The organism is Pseudomonas sp. Marseille-Q8238 (assembly GCF_965111915.1).
In genome coordinates, this window is sequence record NZ_CBCOPI010000001.1 from 982,695 (window position 1) to 998,557 (window position 15,863).

16 protein-coding genes are annotated in these 15,863 nt (G+C 64.6%); 10 read left to right on the plus strand and 6 right to left on the minus strand.

Annotated elements, in window-relative coordinates; all coding sequences use genetic code 11:
- The first annotated feature begins 193 nt into the window (after positions 1-193).
- The 4 genes from ACWPW0_RS04325 to ACWPW0_RS04340 all read left to right on the plus strand — a co-directional run bounded on the left by ACWPW0_RS04325 (position 194) and on the right by ACWPW0_RS04340 (position 5,193).
- On the plus strand, positions 194-2,743 hold the full coding sequence (locus tag ACWPW0_RS04325; RefSeq protein ID WP_454254536.1) for a PepSY domain-containing protein: 2,550 nt from the start codon (positions 194-196) through the stop codon (positions 2,741-2,743).
- 109 nt (positions 2,744-2,852) lie between these two features.
- A complete protein-coding gene (locus ACWPW0_RS04330; RefSeq protein WP_447589331.1) occupies positions 2,853-3,596 on the plus strand; it encodes a 5-oxoprolinase subunit PxpA in 744 nt (247 codons plus the stop codon).
- Complete coding sequence (pxpB, locus tag ACWPW0_RS04335; RefSeq protein ID WP_454254537.1) at positions 3,593-4,270, plus strand: 5-oxoprolinase subunit PxpB; 678 nt, start codon at positions 3,593-3,595, stop codon at positions 4,268-4,270. The genes ACWPW0_RS04330 and pxpB overlap by 4 nt, the downstream gene beginning before the upstream one ends.
- On the plus strand, positions 4,267-5,193 hold the full coding sequence (locus ACWPW0_RS04340) for a 5-oxoprolinase subunit C family protein (protein WP_454254538.1): 927 nt from the start codon (positions 4,267-4,269) through the stop codon (positions 5,191-5,193). The genes pxpB and ACWPW0_RS04340 overlap by 4 nt, the downstream gene beginning before the upstream one ends.
- Here ACWPW0_RS04340 and ACWPW0_RS04345 read toward each other — a convergent pair.
- Positions 5,190-5,663, minus strand: coding sequence for an Lrp/AsnC family transcriptional regulator (locus tag ACWPW0_RS04345; protein WP_447595541.1), 474 nt, complete (start codon positions 5,661-5,663; stop codon positions 5,190-5,192). The genes ACWPW0_RS04340 and ACWPW0_RS04345 overlap by 4 nt on opposite strands.
- 138 nt (positions 5,664-5,801) lie before the next feature.
- Between ACWPW0_RS04345 and ACWPW0_RS04350 the strand changes: the two genes are divergently transcribed.
- Positions 5,802-6,437, plus strand: a complete 636-nt coding sequence (locus ACWPW0_RS04350; RefSeq protein ID WP_454254539.1) for a LysE family translocator — start codon at positions 5,802-5,804, stop codon at positions 6,435-6,437.
- On the opposite strand, the gene ACWPW0_RS04355 is transcribed toward ACWPW0_RS04350, so the two are convergent.
- From ACWPW0_RS04355 to ACWPW0_RS04370, 4 genes are all read right to left on the minus strand, one after another.
- A complete protein-coding gene (locus ACWPW0_RS04355; RefSeq protein WP_454254540.1) occupies positions 6,432-8,042 on the minus strand; it encodes an ABC transporter ATP-binding protein in 1,611 nt (536 codons plus the stop codon). The two genes, ACWPW0_RS04350 and ACWPW0_RS04355, sit on opposite strands and share 6 nt — an antisense overlap.
- A 5-nt stretch (positions 8,043-8,047) precedes the next feature.
- Positions 8,048-8,941: an ABC transporter permease subunit gene (locus tag ACWPW0_RS04360; protein WP_447589341.1), complete on the minus strand. Its 894-nt coding sequence runs from the start codon at positions 8,939-8,941 to the stop codon at positions 8,048-8,050.
- A 9-nt stretch (positions 8,942-8,950) separates the two neighbouring features.
- Positions 8,951-9,961 (minus strand): ABC transporter permease subunit, encoded by a 1,011-nt coding sequence (locus ACWPW0_RS04365; protein WP_447589343.1) that lies wholly within the window; start codon positions 9,959-9,961, stop codon positions 8,951-8,953.
- Positions 9,962-10,405: 444 nt separating this feature from the next.
- Positions 10,406-11,116, minus strand: a complete 711-nt coding sequence (locus ACWPW0_RS04370) for an SIMPL domain-containing protein (RefSeq protein ID WP_454254541.1) — start codon at positions 11,114-11,116, stop codon at positions 10,406-10,408.
- Positions 11,117-11,364: 248 nt separating this feature from the next.
- Here ACWPW0_RS04370 and ACWPW0_RS04375 point away from each other — a divergent pair, with 248 nt between their 5' ends.
- The 5 genes from ACWPW0_RS04375 (at position 11,365) to ACWPW0_RS04395 (ending at position 15,480) form a co-directional block, all read left to right on the plus strand.
- Positions 11,365-12,648 (plus strand): ATP-binding protein, encoded by a 1,284-nt coding sequence (locus ACWPW0_RS04375; protein WP_447589347.1) that lies wholly within the window; start codon positions 11,365-11,367, stop codon positions 12,646-12,648.
- Positions 12,641-13,201: a response regulator transcription factor gene (locus tag ACWPW0_RS04380; RefSeq protein ID WP_447589349.1), complete on the plus strand. Its 561-nt coding sequence runs from the start codon at positions 12,641-12,643 to the stop codon at positions 13,199-13,201. The genes ACWPW0_RS04375 and ACWPW0_RS04380 overlap by 8 nt, the downstream gene beginning before the upstream one ends.
- Before the next feature lie 326 nt (positions 13,202-13,527).
- A complete protein-coding gene (locus tag ACWPW0_RS04385) occupies positions 13,528-14,046 on the plus strand; it encodes an Hcp family type VI secretion system effector (protein WP_447589351.1) in 519 nt (172 codons plus the stop codon).
- Between the two features lie 65 nt (positions 14,047-14,111).
- Entirely contained in the window at positions 14,112-14,384 is a 273-nt protein-coding gene (locus ACWPW0_RS04390) for a hypothetical protein (protein ID WP_454254542.1), read from the plus strand.
- Between the two features lie 154 nt (positions 14,385-14,538).
- The gene (locus ACWPW0_RS04395; protein ID WP_454254543.1) at positions 14,539-15,480 is read left to right on the plus strand and encodes an AEC family transporter; all 942 of its coding nucleotides are present in this window, start codon (positions 14,539-14,541) and stop codon (positions 15,478-15,480) included.
- Between the two features lie 26 nt (positions 15,481-15,506).
- Here the strand turns inward: ACWPW0_RS04395 and ACWPW0_RS04400 are convergent, their stop codons facing one another.
- A complete protein-coding gene (locus tag ACWPW0_RS04400; RefSeq protein WP_454254544.1) occupies positions 15,507-15,839 on the minus strand; it encodes a DUF2834 domain-containing protein in 333 nt (110 codons plus the stop codon).
- Positions 15,840-15,863 lie beyond the last annotated feature (24 nt).

Below are 15,863 nucleotides of genomic sequence, written 5' to 3' on the forward strand. Positions count from 1 at the left end.
TTTTTTATGGCGCTGTATTCGAGCGTGCGGCTTGGCGTTTTGCCGCTCGACCTCCCAGCGGCAGGGGCATTTATTGAGGCGTTGGTAAGGAAAGTGTAAAAGCGGCGCGTGAGCCTTGGGATCAAATTAGAATACTTCTCGTTTAATTCGGTCGGCCTATGCCGGCGCTGGCAAGCAGTTCAGGACGACGTACGTGTTCAAGAAAGCGATATTTCAACTGCATTGGTTTTTTGGCATCACCGCCGGGCTGGTGCTGGCACTGATGGGCGTTACCGGGGCGCTGTATACCTTTCAGCCGGAAATCATCGGTGTCCTCAATCCTCACATGCAGCTCGCGGTACGCGAGGAGGGCGTGTTGCCGCCCGGCGAGCTGGCGGCCAAGGTCGAGGCAGCAGAGGGCAAGGGCGTTTCCGGTGTCTGGGTGAACGTGCTCGATGGCAAGGCCGCCCGTGTCTTCCTCCAGCCGGAAGCGGGTCAGCGACGTGGCGCGGTGCGTTTCGTCGACCCCTACAGTGGCGAGATACTCGCCGAACCGCAGGGGCAGGAGGTGTTCAACTTCATCCTGCAACTGCACCGCTTCCTCACCATCGGTGATGTCGGCCGGCAGATCACCGGCGCCAGTACCCTGGCCCTGATCTTCTTCTGCCTATCCGGCCTGTATCTGCGCTGGCCGCGCAAGGCCCTGAGCTGGCGAACCTGGCTGACCCTGGACTGGGCGAAGAAAGGGCGCGCCTTCAACTGGGACCTGCACGCGGTGTTCGGCACCTGGTGCCTGGTGTTCTACCTTTGCGCCGGGCTCACGGGGCTGTACTGGTCTTATGACTGGTACCGCAGCGGGCTGACCGCTCTGCTCAGCGACGCCCCGGCCGTGCAAGCCGGCAAACCTGGCGAACGGCGTGAAGGTGGACGCGGGCGGCCTGGCCAGCAAGCACCCGGCGGCCCACCTCTGGTGGTCGACTACGACGCGGTATGGGACTCCATTCGCAACACGGCAGGGCCTGAACTGAGCCAGTACAACCTGCGCCTGCCGCCGGTGGGGGGCCAGCCGGCCACGGTGTTCTACCTGCTTGAGGACGCCGCGCACCCGAGGGCGCTCAACCAGTTCCAGATCGACCCGGCCAGTGGTGCCGTGAGCCGTCACGAGCGGTATGTCGACAAGAGCTTCAAGGCGCAGCTGCTGACCAGCGTGTATGCCCTGCACGTGGGCGAGTATTTCGGCCTGCCGGGGCGCATCCTGATGATGCTGGCCAGCCTGACCATGCCGTTGTTCTTCGTCACCGGCTGGTTGCTCTACCTCGATCGCCGGCGCAAGAAACGTGCGGTACGGGCGGCTCGTGGCGATGTGGGGGCGGCAGCGAGCGGCGAGGGCTGGCTAATCGGCTTCGCCAGTCAGAGCGGCTTTGCCGAGCAACTGGCCTGGCAGACCGCCGGGCAGTTGCAGGCGGCGGGGCATCCGGTGCAGGTCCAGTCGCTGGCGCGGTTGAGCGAGCAGGCCTTGCAGCAGGCGAGCAAGGCCCTGTTCGTGGTCAGCACCTTCGGTGATGGTGAGGCGCCGGACAGTGCGCGCGGTTTCGAGCGCAAGCTGCTGGGGCGTCCGCTGGGTCTGCAGCACCTGAACTATGCGGTACTTGCCCTGGGCGACCGCCAGTACAGCCAGTTCTGTGGTTTTGCCCGGCGCCTGCATGCCTGGCTCGGCGAGCAGGGCGCGCGCAGCCTGTTCGCTCCCGTCGAAGTGGACGGTGGCGACGCCGTGGCGCTCGACCACTGGCAACACCAGTTGGGCGAGTTGACAGGGCTGCAACCCCAGCACGTACAACAGGTGCCCTTCACGAGCTGGAGCCTGAGCCAACGCGAGCGACTGAATCCCGGCAGCCAGGGGGAACCGACCTTCCTGCTCGGCCTGAACAGCAGCGATGCCGTGCAGTGGCAAGCCGGCGATATTCTCGAAGTGCTGCCGCGCAATGCTGACGCCCGGGTGCGCGACTGGCTGCAGCAGCACGGTCTGGATGCGTCGGAGTGGGTCAATGTCGGTCCGCTGGCGCAGCCGCTGCACGAGGCCCTGACCACGCGGCAACTGCCGGACAGCTTCGCTCATCTGGTCGGCCTGCATGCCCAGGCGCTGCTGGAGGCGCTGGTGCCGCTGAGCCCCCGCGAATACTCCATTGCCTCATTGCCCGCCGACGGCGTGCTGCAACTGATCGTGCGCCAGGAACGGCACCCTGACGGCAGCCTGGGACTGGGCTCCGGCTGGCTGACCGAGCATGCGTCGCAGCAGGGGCAGGTGCTTGCCCGCGTCCGGCGCAATAACGGCTTCCATGCCCCGGAGGATGATCGCCCGCTGATCCTGATCGGCAACGGCACGGGTCTCGCTGGGCTGCGCAGCCTGCTCAAGGCCCGTATCGCTACGGGTCATCAGCGCAACTGGTTGTTGTTCGGCGAACGCAACCGAGCCCATGATTTCTACTGTGCGGATGAACTGGATGGTGCTTTGGCGCGTGGTGACCTGGCCCGCCTGGACCTGGCGTTCTCCCGAGACCAGACGCACAAGGTCTACGTGCAGGATCGGCTGCGGGAGGCCGCCGAGACCTTGCAGGCATGGGTGGCGCAGGGCGCGGCGATCTACGTCTGCGGCAGCCTGGAAGGCATGGCCGGTGGCGTCGACCAGGTGCTGCGCGACGTGCTGGGCGAGGCAACTGTCGAGCACCTGCTGGAAGAGGGTCGCTACCGCCGCGACGTGTACTAGGGGCGCACCCCGAATGACAGGTCGGCTCAACGCCAGATTTTCGTGGGACCGGGCGGGTTACGCTGACTGAAAGGTTGCAGCCTGCGCGTCGAGGCCGGAAGCTATGCCCATGAACAGAATCCTCCTCAACTGCGATATGGGTGAAAGTTTCGGCGCCTGGCGCATGGGCGACGATGCCCTGGCCATGCCGCTGATCGACCAGGCCAACCTGGCGTGCGGCTTCCATGCCGGCGACCCATCGATCATGCAGCACAGCGTTGCGCTGGCGGTGAAACATGGCGTCAGCATCGGCGCCCATCCTTCGTACCCGGACCTGCAAGGCTTCGGCCGCCGCCATCTGGCCTGCTCGGCGGAAGAAGTCACCGCGCTGGTGCTGTATCAGATCGGCGCGCTGGATGCCTTCTGCCGCGCGGCCGGCACCCAGCTGGCCTACGTCAAACCCCATGGCGCGCTGTACAACGACCTGGTGCGCAGCGACGAGTTGCTCGGCGCCGTGCTGGTGGCCTGTGCGGTATTTCGCCCCGGCCTGCCGCTGATGGTGCTGGCCCTGGCCGACAACAGCCGCGAACGCCGCCTGGCCGAGATGGCCGGGGTGCCGTTGCTGTTCGAAGCCTTCGCCGACCGCGCCTACCTTGCCGATGGGCAACTGGCCCCGCGCCGTGAGGCGGGGGCGGTGCACCAGGATGGCGAGCGTATTTTGCAGCAGGCGCTGGCCATCGCCCGTGGCGAGCCGTTCGCCGATCTGCACGGGCAGCCGCTTTGCCTGCAGGCGGACAGCCTCTGCGTGCACGGCGACAACGCTGAGTCCCTGGCCGTGTTGCGGCGTCTGCGAGCGCACCTGGACGCGGCATGATCCGCATCGAACCCTTCGGTGCCGAAGCGCTGCTGCTGGACCTCGCGGATACGCCGGACGTTCATCTGCCAGGGCGTATCGCCGCCCTGGCCGCCTGTATCCGTGATGAGTGTGGCGAGTTGGTAAGCGATCTGGTGCCGAGCTGGACCAGCCTGCTGCTGCACTACGACCTGATGCGTACCCACCCGGAGCAACTGATCGAGCGCCTGACGCCACTCATCGAGCGCTGGCAGAGCACGCCACCTGGCGAGGAGTTGGGCCGCGTGCACGAACTACCCGTGTGGTATGCCGGCGAGGACCTGGCGGATGTCGCGGTGGCTTGTGGCATCTCGGTGGCGGAGGTGATCGCGCTGCATAGCGATATCGACTACCGCGTCGGGGCCATCGGTTTCGCGCCGGGGTTCGCCTACCTCGGCGAGCTGGATGTGCGCCTGGCGCTGCCGCGTCGGGCCACCCCGCGCACGCGCGTGCCGGCTGGCAGCCTGGCCATTGCCGAGCGGCAGACGGCGGTGTACCCACAGGCCTCGCCGGGTGGCTGGCACCTGTTGGGTCTCTGTCCGCAGCCTGTGTTCGAGGCTGGTCGAACGCCACCTTGCCCGCTGTCCATTGGCGATCGGGTGCGTTTCGTGCCGGTCGACGAGTCGACCTATCGCCGCCTGAGTGGTCGTCCATGAGGGGCTTGCAGGTGGCCAAACCGGGGCCGCTGAGTCTGCTGCAGGATGCCGGGCGGCAGGGCTGGCAACACCTGGGCGTATCGCCAAGCGGACCGTTGGACGTGCACGCAGCCGCCTGGGCCAACCGGTTGCTGGGCAATGCCTGGGGCGCGCCGCTGCTGGAAGTCGCCCTGGGTGATGTAGAGCTGCGCAGCCAGGTCGATACCTGGCTGGCATTTACCGGGGCCGATATGCCACTGACCGTCGATGATCGAGCGCAGATGGGCTGGTCACGGTTTTCCCTGCGCGCGGGACAGCGTGTGCGCCTGGGCTACGCGCGCAGTGGCCAGCGCGGCTACCTGGCGGTTGCCGGTGGGTTTGCCGCCAGGCCGGTGCTGGGTAGCGTCAGCACTCAAGTGCGCGAAGGCCTGGGTGGGCTGGATGGGCAGGGTAGCGCGCTGCGCGAGGGCGATCTGCTGCCCTGTGCCGCGACCTTGTCGGGACAGCGGGCGGCCAGCGTGCCCTGGCCCTATCGTCCGGATTACCGCGCCGACGCCGAGTTGCGAGTGATCACAGGTGGCGATGCGGCGCAGTTTTCCGCCGTGGCACGGCAGGCGTTCTTCACCCAGCGCTGGTGCCTCAGCCCCAATTCCGACCGCATGGGCGTGCGGCTGCAGGGCGAGGCGCTGCAGGCACCGCTGCGGCAGTGGTCACTGGGTGTGACCCGCGGAGCGATCCAGATCCCACCGGATGGCCAGCCGATCATCCTGTTGGCCGATCACCAGACCATGGGTGGTTATCCATTGCTTGGCTTTGTGCATCCGCTCGACCTCGGGCGCCTGGCCCAGTGCACGGCGCGACAGGCACTGCGCTTCACCCAGGTCAGCCTGGAACGGGCGCAGGATGAGTTGCGGGTGTTCTACCGCTTCTTCGGGCGGCCTTAGCGGGGCAGGTGGTGCAGCGGCAGCGGGCCGGGCGCTTTCACGGTCTGGATAGCAAAGTTGCTGCGGATATCCCGTACGCCGGGGAGCTTGAGCAGGGTGCCCGTGAGGAAGTGCTCGTAGGCGCGCAAGTCCGGGACCACCACCTGCAACAGGAAATCGGCCTCGCCGGAGACCAGGTGCACGGAGATCACTTCCGGCAAACCGATTACCGCCTGGCGGAAACTCTCGGCCTGCTCCTCATGATGGCGTTCGACCTTGATGCCGACGAAGACCGTCAGGCCGAGGCCAATGCTGTCGCGATCCAGATCGGCCTGATAACGCCGGATAACGCCGGCTTCCTCCAGCAGGCGCACCCGGCGCAGGCAGGGTGACGGTGATAGACCGATCTGCTCGGCCAGTTGCACATTGCTCAGGCGACCATCCTGCTGCAGGGCGTCCAGAATCCGTTGATCGAATGCATCGAGTGAGATGGTTGGCATAAGTGCGTCTCTAATTCGGTGAATGCGTTGCAGATATGCTCATTATCATGAGTTTATTGGCGTAATACGCAAGCACCTGCCAGTGCCTTTGACCATAGACTTTGCCTCAGTGCTTTCTGGGAGTGATATATGGCCGAGTTGGGTGTATTTCTGGTGGCGCTTGCCGTGGTGTACCTGTTGCCAGGCCCGGACATGATTCTGCTGTTGCAGACCGGTGCCCGGCAGGGGCGTGCTCAGGCTCTGGCCACTGCGCTGGGGCTGGCGCTGGCGCGTAGCGTTCATGTGCTGTTGGCGGGGGCGGGATTGGCCGTGCTGTTCAAGAGCGCGCCTTGGACGCTTGATGGCGTGCGGGTAGTGGGTGCGCTGTATCTGCTGTGGGTGGGCGTGTCGATTTTGCGGGCGCCGGTTTCACCGCTGCTGGTTGCTTCGGGCATTTCTCGGCAGGGCGCCTCACGGCGGTACGGGGCTGCCGTACAACGCGGCTTGCTGACCAACCTGCTCAACCCCAAGGCCTTGCTGTTCTGCTCAGTGCTGTTGCCGCAGTTCATCACACCCGAAGCGGGGCCACTGGCCGTGCAGTTCGCCTTGCTCGGTGTTGTGCTGGTCGTTGTGGGGCTGGCGTTCGACTGCACATATGCGCTGCTCGGGACCGGCTTCGGCCAGTGGCTGGGGCAGCGGCCCACGGTGCAGCGTATCCAGCAGTGGCTGTTTGGCACGGTGCTGATCGGCTTTGCCCTGCGCCTGGCCTTGCTGCGTGATCTATAGCGCCTGCTCAGGCACATCCAGTCTGGGCGTCGCCGCCAGCAGCTTCTGCGTGTAGGGATGCTGCGGGTGTTCGCAGACCTGCTCGGCGCTGCCCTGTTCCACGGCCACGCCACGGTGCAGCACCAGCACCTGGTCGGCGATCTGCCGGACCACGGCCAGGTTGTGGGAGATGAACAGGTAGGCGGTGCCGAACTCGGCCTGCAGTTCATGGAACAGCTCGAGCACCTGGGCCTGGATCGATACGTCCAGGGCTGAGGTCGGCTCATCCGCCACGAGGATTTTCGGTTGCAGCATCATCGCCCGGGCAATGGCGATGCGCTGGCGCTGGCCACCGGAAAACATGTGCGGGTAGCGCTCGGCATGCTCGGCGGGCAGGCCGACCCGTTGCAGCATCTGCGCCACGCGCTGGCGGCGCTGCGTGGTGTCGAGGTCGGTGTTGAGCAGCAGCGGTTCAGCCAGTTGCGCGCCGATGGTCTGGCGCGGGTTGAGCGAGGCGAATGGATTCTGGAAGACCATCTGCACAGCGCGGCGCAACTGCCGGCGGGCGGTCGGATCGGCACTGGCGAGGTCGTGCCCGGCGATACGCAAGCTGCCGCCGTCCGGTGTTTCGATCAGGGTCAGCAGGCGGGCCAGGGTCGACTTGCCGCTGCCCGATTCGCCGATGATCGCCAGGGTGCGGCCGGCATGCAGGTCGAACGACACGCCATCCAGTGCTTGCAGACGCTGCGCCCGGCGCAGCAGGCCACCGGGCAGCAGGTACTGGCGCGACAGTTCGCGGGCACTGAGCAGCAGCGGGCTGTCGCCTTGCGGGCGTGGGCGCAGCGGCTGGTTTTCCGGCAGGGCGGCGAGCAACTGGCGGGTGTAGGCGTGCTGCGGGTGGTACAGCACCTGGCTGACCGGTCCTTGTTCACGCAACTGGCCATGTTGCATCACGCAGACGCGGCTGGCGGTTTGCGCGACCAGGGCCAGGTCGTGGCTGATGAGGATCAGCGCCATGCCGCGTTCACGCTGCAGGTCGAGCAGCAACTGGATGATCTGCGCCTGGGTGGTGACATCCAGGGCGGTGGTCGGCTCGTCGGCGATCAGCAGTTGCGGGCCACCGGCCAGGGCGATGGCGATGGCCACGCGCTGGGCCAGGCCCCCGGAGAGTTGGTGCGGGTAAGCGCGCAGGCGCGCCGCCGGGTTGGGGATCTGTACCTGTTCGAGCAGTTCCACGGCGCGTTGGCGAGCAGCCTTGCCACGCAGGCCGTGGTGTTGGCGCAGCACCTCGCCGAGTTGGTAGCCGATGGTCAGAGCCGGGTTCAACGCGTTGAGCGGGTCCTGAAAGACCAGGCCAATGTGCTTGCCGAGCAGGCGCCGACGCGCCCGCGGCGAGAGGCGCTGCAGGTCCTGGCCGGCGAACTGCAAGGTATCGGCACTCACCGTGCCGGGTGCGTCCACCAGGCCGAGCAGGGCCAGCATGCTTTGCGACTTGCCTGAGCCGGACTCGCCGACCAGGCCAAGGATTTCCCCGGCTTGCAGGTCGAGGTCGAGACCGTCGACCACGGCGCGTTGGCCAAAGCGCACGCAGAGGTTGCGCAGAGTCAGCAGAGGGGTGTCGGTCATCTGCTTCAGCCTACCTGCTTGAGTCGGGGATCAAGGGCATCACGCAGGCCGTCGCCAATCAGGTTGAGCGACAGCACGGTGAGCAGAATCGCCAAGCCGGGCAGGGTCACCACCCACCAGGCGCTGTCCATGTAGTCGCGGGCGCCGGCCAGCATGCTGCCCCATTCGGGGGTGGGCGGCTGCACGCCGAGGCCGAGGAAGCCCAGCGCGGCGGCATCGAGAATCGCCGCCGAGAAGCTCAGGCTGGCCTGCACGATCAGCGGTGCCAGGCAGTTGGGCAGCACGGTGACGAACATCAGCCGCCAGGTGCCTGCGCCAGCCAGGCGCGCGGCGGTGACGTAGTCGCGGCCGATCTCGCCGAGTACCGCGGCGCGGGTCAGGCGCACGTAAGCCGGCAGCGAGACGATGGCGATGGCCAGCACGGTGTTGATCAGCCCCGGGCCGAGAATGGCCACCACCGCCACGGCCAGCAGCAGCGCCGGCAGCGCCAGCATGATGTCCATCAAACGCATCAATGCTGGACCGAGCAGGCGCGGGTAGAAACCGGCGAGCAATCCGAGCAGCACGCCGGGCAGTAGGGCCAGCAGCACCGAGGCCAGGCCGATCAGCAGTGACAGGCGCGCGCCGTATAGCAGGCGCGAGAGCACGTCGCGGCCGGCTTCGTCGGTACCGAGCAGGAACGGCCAGTGGCCGCCATCCAGCCAGATCGGTGGCAGCAGCACGACGTCACGTTGCTGCTGGCTTGGGTCGAAGGGCGCCAGCCAGGGGGCGAACAAGGCGCCGATCAGCAACAGGAGCAGGAACAGCAGACCGGCGCAGGCGGCGCGGTTGCGCAGGAAGGCACGGCAGAACTCGCTCAGGGGCGAGGCGGGTACGCTGGCGAGGGCGGTGGCGGTCATGCTGTGTCCCTACTGGCGGCGCAGGCGAGGGTTGGCGAGCCCGTACAGCAGGTCGACCACGAAGTTGCTGAGGATCACCAAGCAGGCGATCAGCAGGATGCCGCTTTGCACCACGGGGTAGTCACGCGCACCGATGGCTTCGATCAGCCACTTGCCGATGCCGGGCCAGGAGAACAGCGTCTCGGTGAGGACCGCACCACCGAGCAGCGTGCCGACCTGCAGGCCGAACACCGTGAGCACTGGCACCAGGGCATTGCGCAGGGCATGCACCAGCACCACGCGCAGCGGCGACAAGCCACGGGCGCGGGCACTGCGAATGTAGTCTTCGCGCAGCACGTCGAGCATTGCCGAGCGGGTCATCCGCGCGATCACCGCCAGCGGGATGGTGCCGAGGACGATCGCCGGGAGCAGCAGGTGGTGCAGGGCGTCGAGCACCGCGCCGTCCTGGCCGCTGAGCCAGGCGTCGATGAGCATGAAGCCGGTCACGGGTTCTATATCGTAGAGAATCAGATCGGTGCGGCCGGACACCGGCGTCCAGCCGAGGCCGACCGAGAATAGCAGGATCAGCATCAGCCCCCACCAGAAGATCGGCATCGAATAGCCGGTCAGGGCCAGGCCCATCACGCCGTGGTCGACGCTGCTGCCACGTCGTAGGGCGGCCAGGATGCCGGCGGGCAGGCCAAACAGGGTGGCGAACAGCAACGCGGCCAGCGCCAGTTCCGCGGTGGCGGGAAACAGCACGAGGAATTCATCCCACACGGCTTCGCGGCTGCGCAGTGAATGGCCGAGGTCGCCCTGTAGCAGATCACCGAGGTAGCGCAGGTATTGTTCCGCCAGGGGGCGGTCCAGGCCAAGCTCTTGCAGGGCAAGGGCGTGTTGTTCCGGGCTGAGGCCGCGCTCGCCCATCATCACGTCCACCGGATCGCCGTCGACCAGGCGGATCAGGCTGAACGTCAGCAGGGTGACGCCGATCAGGGTGGGCAACAGCAGGCCCAGGCGACGAGCGAGGAAGGACAGCACGCGCGATGACTCCGAGCGGGGGAGCCGGCAGTGTAAAGCCTTGGGCTGTGTTTACGCCAAGTCTATGGTTGGAGGCTGCAGGGCATGCGGGCGGATCGCACCATGCGCCTGAAGCGCCGAAACGGCTGAGGCTATCTGGCGAGCGGGTCACGCCGGAACGGGAGTGATGCCTTGTGTCCAGGGGGCTGTTGCTGTTTCGCTCTGACCCATTGAGTTAGATGGAAATATATTTCCAATCCGGCCCTTCAGGTGGACCTCTTTGAGGCAGTTGTCGATATTCGGCTTTTGCCCTATTGGTGGGCTAAAGCCCACCCTACAGGACATGAGCCTAAGCGTAGGGTGGGCTTCAGCCCACCGTTGCGATCCCTGCAACTGCCTCGAACCGGTCATCCATGCCGAAACGACAACAGCTCCTGGCTTTTCAGCCTTCAGCGCTTTTATCGATTACGGCATCTGCACTTCGATGATGCCATCAGCCGACATGCTCACGCGGCTGGTGCCGGCTTCGATCTGTTGGGGCGGTGCGGCGGACTTGCTGAAGCCGGCGTCCATGGCCATGGCGCGCATCATGATCGGCTGGAAGCCACCGCTGTTGAGGTTCAGGCTGACCAGCTTGTAACCCTTGCCGCCGACCGCTTCAGTGGCCAGTTGGGCGCGGGCTTTGAAGGCGGCCACGGCATCCTTGATCAGTGCGTCTTCGTTCTTCTTGCGGGTAGCATCTGCCACGGCGAAGTTCATCTCGCCCATTTTCAGCTCGCCGAGCAGGTCGGCGGTCAGCTGCGACAGGGCCGCGAAGTTGGCGCTTTCCAGACGAATCTCGCCGCGCTCGCGCCAGCCGGTGATCTTGTCACCATCATTGGTGTAAACCGGGTAGCTGTTGCGGTTGCCCAGGCTGATGGTCACATCCTTGACCTTGCGCGTTTGCTCCACGGCTTTGTTCAGCGCGGTGGTGATGCCGCTGGCCAGTTTGGCCGGGTCCTTGTCCTGGGCCTCGGTGTACAGGGTCACGACCATGCGATCGTGAGCCACTTCCTGATTGACTTCGGCCCGCAGGGAAACCTGGTTGTAGCGCGCGTCGTCAGCCAGGGCCGGCAGGCTGGCAAGGGAGGCCAGGCTCAGGGAAAGGGCTACAGCGAGACGGTTGAAAGCATGCATGGAGAAGCTCCTAGTGTGGTTTGTCCTGAAGCGAGTTCAGGGTCGTGATCGAGCGCCAGTACCGGCGTCGGATCGCGCGATCCTGAACTGTCTGTAAGGGTAGACGTTGCTCTCTGACTATTCGGGTTAAACCCGGTTCCAGATTTTGCGCGATAGGTTACGGCAGCCTGGCGACTGCGGCGAGTTGCCGCATAGGGGCGGGCATGGGTAGAGGGTGGTTATACTCCGCGCAGACCTACGGAGCCGCCATGTACGCCCCTGTTCAACTGTTTTCCGCCAGCCGCCAGAACCTCTGGCGCCTGACCCTGATTCGCCTGCTGGTGCTGGCCGCGCAGGCTGGTTCGGTGGGCATTGCCTATCTCTCCGACCTGTTGCCGTTGCCCTGGCTGGCGCTGAGCATCGTGCTCGGCATCTCTGCCTGCCTGTGTCTGCTGACCCTGCTGCGCCTGCGCGGGCCCTGGCCGGTGACCGAGCTGGAGTACGCGGTGCAGCTGGCGTGCGACCTGATCATCCACAGTGTGCTGCTGTATTTCTCCGGGGGCTCGACCAACCCCTTCGTATCCTATTACCTGGTGCCGCTGACCATCGCCGCTGCGACGCTGCCCTGGCTCTACTCCATGGTGCTCAGTGGTCTGGCCCTGACCGGCTACACCGCCCTGCTGATCTGGTACCACCCGCTGCACCTGCACAATGTGCAGCACGAGGCGATGCTGATCAGCCTGCACCTGTTCGGCATGTGGATGAATTTCGCCCTGTCGGCGGCCTTCATCACTTTCTTCGTGGTCAAGATGGCCGGTGCGCTGCGTAGCCAGGATGAACTGCAGGCCTTGCGCCGCGAGGAGGCCATGCGTGACCAGCAATTGCTGGCCGTGGCCACCCAGGCGGCTGGTGCGGCCCATGAGCTGGGTACGCCGTTGGCGACCATCAGTGTGCTGCTCACGGAGTTGCGTCAGGAATACCGCGACAAGCCTGCCCTGCAGGATGACCTGGCGCTGCTGCAGGAGCAGGTCAAGCTGTGCAAGGACACCCTGCAGCAACTGGTGCGCGCCGCCGAGGCCGACCGCCGTCAGGCGGTGATGGAGCAGAGTGCCGTGCAATGGCTGGAGTCGACGCTCAATCGCTGGCACCTGATGCGCCCCGAGGCAACCTATCGCTACCAGCGTCTGGGCCATGGCGCCGCGCCGCTGATCCTGCCGCCGGCGGACCTGACCCAGGCGCTGCTCAACCTGCTCAACAATGCCGCCGATGCCTGTCCCGACAAGCTGGATATCCGCATCGACTGGGACCCGCAATGGATCGTGCTGAGCATTCTCGACCGTGGTGCCGGTGTGCCGCTGGCCATCGCCGAGCAGCTTGGCAAACCGTTTTTCACCACCAAGAGCAAGGGCAAGGGTTTCGGTCTTGGCCTGTTCCTCAGCCAGGCAAGCGTGACGCGGGCCGGCGGTTCGGTAAAACTCTACAACCACGAAGACGGCGGTACGCTGACTGAATTGCGCCTGCCCAGGCCGGCCCCGGGAGATGACCATGAGTGACGAACCCCTGATCGAAAGCGAAGACCAGCCCCACCTGTTGCTGGTGGATGATGACGCCACCTTTACCCGTGTCATGGCGCGTGCCATGAGCCGCCGTGGCCTGCGCGTGAGTTGTGCCGGTTCCGCCGACGAGGGCCTGGCCCTGGCCAAGGAAGACCTGCCGGACTACGCGGTGGTCGACTTGAAGATGGAAGGCGACTCGGGTCTCGTGTTGCTGCCCAAGCTGCTCGAACTCGACCCCGAGATGCGCGTGGTGATCCTCACTGGTTATTCGAGCATTGCCACTGCTGTCGAGGCCATCAAGCGCGGTGCAACCAACTACCTGTGCAAGCCGGCGGATGCTGACGACGTGCTGACGGCCCTGCTGTCCCAGCATGCGGATCTGGAAACCCTGGTGCCGGAAAACCCCATGTCGGTGGACCGTCTGCAGTGGGAGCACATTCAGCGTGTGCTTGCCGAACACGAAGGCAACATTTCGGCCACGGCACGGGCTCTGGGTATGCACCGCCGCACCCTGCAGCGCAAATTGCAGAAGCGCCCGGTGCGTCGCTGAGCTGCACGGCATCGGCGCTCTCATGCATTCGCAGGCCATAGCCAGTTGCGCAACTCCTTGCGCAGCCAATTGTGGATAACTTGGTAGCCGGAGCTGCCTGTACCTTGGGTGACCGGCGTTGCATGCCAATGCGCAACTCTTCGCCGGGCGCTGCGCAAGGCGTTGCGCACTTTCTCGTGATGGCCTGCGCATCCCGCCCACAGCTTTGCTTCTAGTTATTCCTAACTGATTGATTCTTATGTCCTAAATGGCTGCTGGCATGGATATCGCTCTCTGCAGGGTTCCGGATCACTGTTGATCCATGACTCAAAGCAAGGAGAGCTCCCATGCCAACCCCCGCGTACCTGGCCCTTGAAGGCACCAAGCAAGGCCTGATCACCGCTGGCACCTTCACCGAAGACTCGGTCGGCAACATCTTCCAGGAAGGTCATGAAGACCAGATCCTGGTCCAGGCCTTCAATCACCAGGTCATCATCCCGCGTGATCCGCAATCCGGTCAGCCGACCGGCCAGCGCGTGCACAAGCCGCTGATGATCACCAAGGTCTTCGACAAGTCCTCGCCGCTGATCTTCAATGCCCTCACCTCGGGCGAGCGCCTGAACAAGTGCCGCCTGGAGTGGTACCGCACCTCATCCACCGGTACCCAGGAGCATTACTTCACCATCGAACTGGAAGATGCGGTGATCGTCGATGTGCAGTCGCGCATGCCCAACTGCCAGGACCCGAACATGTCGCACTTCACCCACCTGGAAGACGTCTACTTCACCTACCGCAAGATCGTCTGGACCCATGAAGTCTCCGGCACGTCCGGTTCTGATGACTGGCGTACGCCGATCGCTTCCTGATCTCAGGCTGGGCATCACTCAGGGTGATGCCCGGTTTTTTCTTGCCATGGATGGGAGACACCGCAATGGTTTGGACGCTCGATAAATCCGATGCCCTGTACAAGCTCAACACCCTTACTGCCGCTGCCCAGGAGAAGTTCGACCGCTTTCAGAATGCAATCCATCAACAGGGGATGCACCCCAAGCACGCTGCAGAGCTTGTAGGCGACTCCGACTACAAGTGCTTGAACGGTAGCAACCTCTTCCAGTTCCGGCTGGATGGCTTCAACCGGGTGACCCTGGACCTGAACAGTGGCTTGAAAGTCGTCAAGGTGGTCCAGGTTGGGGGGCACAGTTAATCCCGCACCTGCGACACGCTGGAGACGATTGGGGCGGCTAGCCTTCAATCGCACGAGCTGACTGGCGGCGAGAATTACCTCCGGCCACGCTGATTCAGTGAGATTTGCTTGCTATCATTAGCGCCCTAAGCAAATCGCTTGGTCAGAGGGCTGTATGCTCGCCGTTTTCTTGCAAACCCTCGCCATCACCGTCCCGGTGTTCGCCATGCTGTTCCTGGGCGTTCTGCTCAAACGCCTGGCGCTGATCGACGCACACTTCATCAATACCGCCTCCTCGTTGGTCTTCAACGTCAGCATGCCGGTGATGCTGTTCCTGGCAATTCTGCATGCCGACCTGAATACCGCGTTGCAGCCTGCGGTCATCGGCTATTTCGTCCTAGCTACGCTGCTGGGGTTTCTGTTCTGCTGGGGTTGGGCGATCTGGCGCTGCCCGCATGCCGATCGCGGAGTCTTCGTGCAAGGCTGTTTCCGCGGCAATAACGGCATCATCGGCCTGGCCCTGGCGACCAGCCTGTATGGCGATTACGGGCTCTCGCTCGGCGGGGTGCTCGGCGGAGTGGTGATCCTTACCTATAACAGCCTGTCGGTGGTGGTGCTGGAGGTCTACAACCCGAACGGCCAGGTGCGACCGTGGCGTCTGCTCAAGAGCATGCTGAGCAACCCGCTGATCATCGGCGTGCTGGCGGCCATCCCGCTGGCCTATTGGCGCATCTCATTGCCAGGCTGGCTGCTCACCTCAGGCGAGTACCTTGCCCAACTGACCTTGCCGCTGGCGTTGATCTGCATTGGCGGCACCTTGTCCCTGGCCTCCCTGCGTAACAGTGGGCGTTTGGCTATCGATGCAAGCCTGTTGAAAGTCGCCGTGTTACCGCTATTGGCAACCCTGGGTGCGTTCCTCTGCGGTTTCCGCAATGCCGAGCTGGGAATTCTGTTTCTCTATTTCGCCAGCCCTACTGCTGCCGCGAGCTTCGTCATGGCCAGGGCCGCCGGTGGTAACTATGAGCTGGCGGCGGCGATCATCGTCATCACCACCTTGCTCGCGGTGGTGTCGACCAACATCGGGTTGTTTGTCCTGCAATGGGGCGGTTGGATCTGACGGCGCTGAGCGTTCGACTTTCAGGCCTATCGATACGTATCGGCTGCGCGCACTGCCGGCTTGCTGAAGCCATTGACCACGATGTACAGCAAAGGACCGATGGAGACGAAGACGGCAGTCAGTAACAGGTAGGGCAGCACGCTGGAGAAGGATTTCCCCTTGGCGCGGGTGTCGCGCACCATCCATACGCCGGCCAGCGCGGCCATCAGGTAGAGATCGATAACGACCTGGGCGGTGTCGGGGCGGGACATCAACTGGATACCGAATTGCAGCAACGACTGCTCGGCCTGGAACATCGTGAACAGGGTGTAGGCCGTAAAGCCGAGTAGGGCGGTGAGCGCGAGGTAGGGCTTTTTCATCTGGATATACCGGTGAACGTTCTG

Excerpts from the sequence above, each read along its gene's own strand:
- ACWPW0_RS04330 (WP_447589331.1), top strand. The coding sequence starts at position 2,853 with ATGAACAGAATCCTCCTCAACTGCGATATGGGTGAAAGTTTCGGCGCC.
- pxpB (WP_454254537.1), top strand. The coding sequence starts at position 3,593 with ATGATCCGCATCGAACCCTTCGGTGCCGAAGCGCTGCTGCTGGACCTC.
- ACWPW0_RS04340 (WP_454254538.1), top strand. The coding sequence starts at position 4,267 with ATGAGGGGCTTGCAGGTGGCCAAACCGGGGCCGCTGAGTCTGCTGCAG.
- ACWPW0_RS04350 (WP_454254539.1), top strand. The coding sequence starts at position 5,802 with ATGGCCGAGTTGGGTGTATTTCTGGTGGCGCTTGCCGTGGTGTACCTG.
- ACWPW0_RS04355 (WP_454254540.1), bottom strand. The coding sequence starts at position 8,042 with ATGACCGACACCCCTCTGCTGACTCTGCGCAACCTCTGCGTGCGCTTT.
- ACWPW0_RS04360 (WP_447589341.1), bottom strand. The coding sequence starts at position 8,941 with ATGACCGCCACCGCCCTCGCCAGCGTACCCGCCTCGCCCCTGAGCGAG.
- ACWPW0_RS04370 (WP_454254541.1), bottom strand. The coding sequence starts at position 11,116 with ATGCATGCTTTCAACCGTCTCGCTGTAGCCCTTTCCCTGAGCCTGGCC.
- ACWPW0_RS04375 (WP_447589347.1), top strand. The coding sequence starts at position 11,365 with ATGTACGCCCCTGTTCAACTGTTTTCCGCCAGCCGCCAGAACCTCTGG.
- ACWPW0_RS04380 (WP_447589349.1), top strand. The coding sequence starts at position 12,641 with ATGAGTGACGAACCCCTGATCGAAAGCGAAGACCAGCCCCACCTGTTG.
- ACWPW0_RS04385 (WP_447589351.1), top strand. The coding sequence starts at position 13,528 with ATGCCAACCCCCGCGTACCTGGCCCTTGAAGGCACCAAGCAAGGCCTG.
- ACWPW0_RS04390 (WP_454254542.1), top strand. The coding sequence starts at position 14,112 with ATGGTTTGGACGCTCGATAAATCCGATGCCCTGTACAAGCTCAACACC.
- ACWPW0_RS04395 (WP_454254543.1), top strand. The coding sequence starts at position 14,539 with ATGCTCGCCGTTTTCTTGCAAACCCTCGCCATCACCGTCCCGGTGTTC.
- ACWPW0_RS04400 (WP_454254544.1), bottom strand. The coding sequence starts at position 15,839 with ATGAAAAAGCCCTACCTCGCGCTCACCGCCCTACTCGGCTTTACGGCC.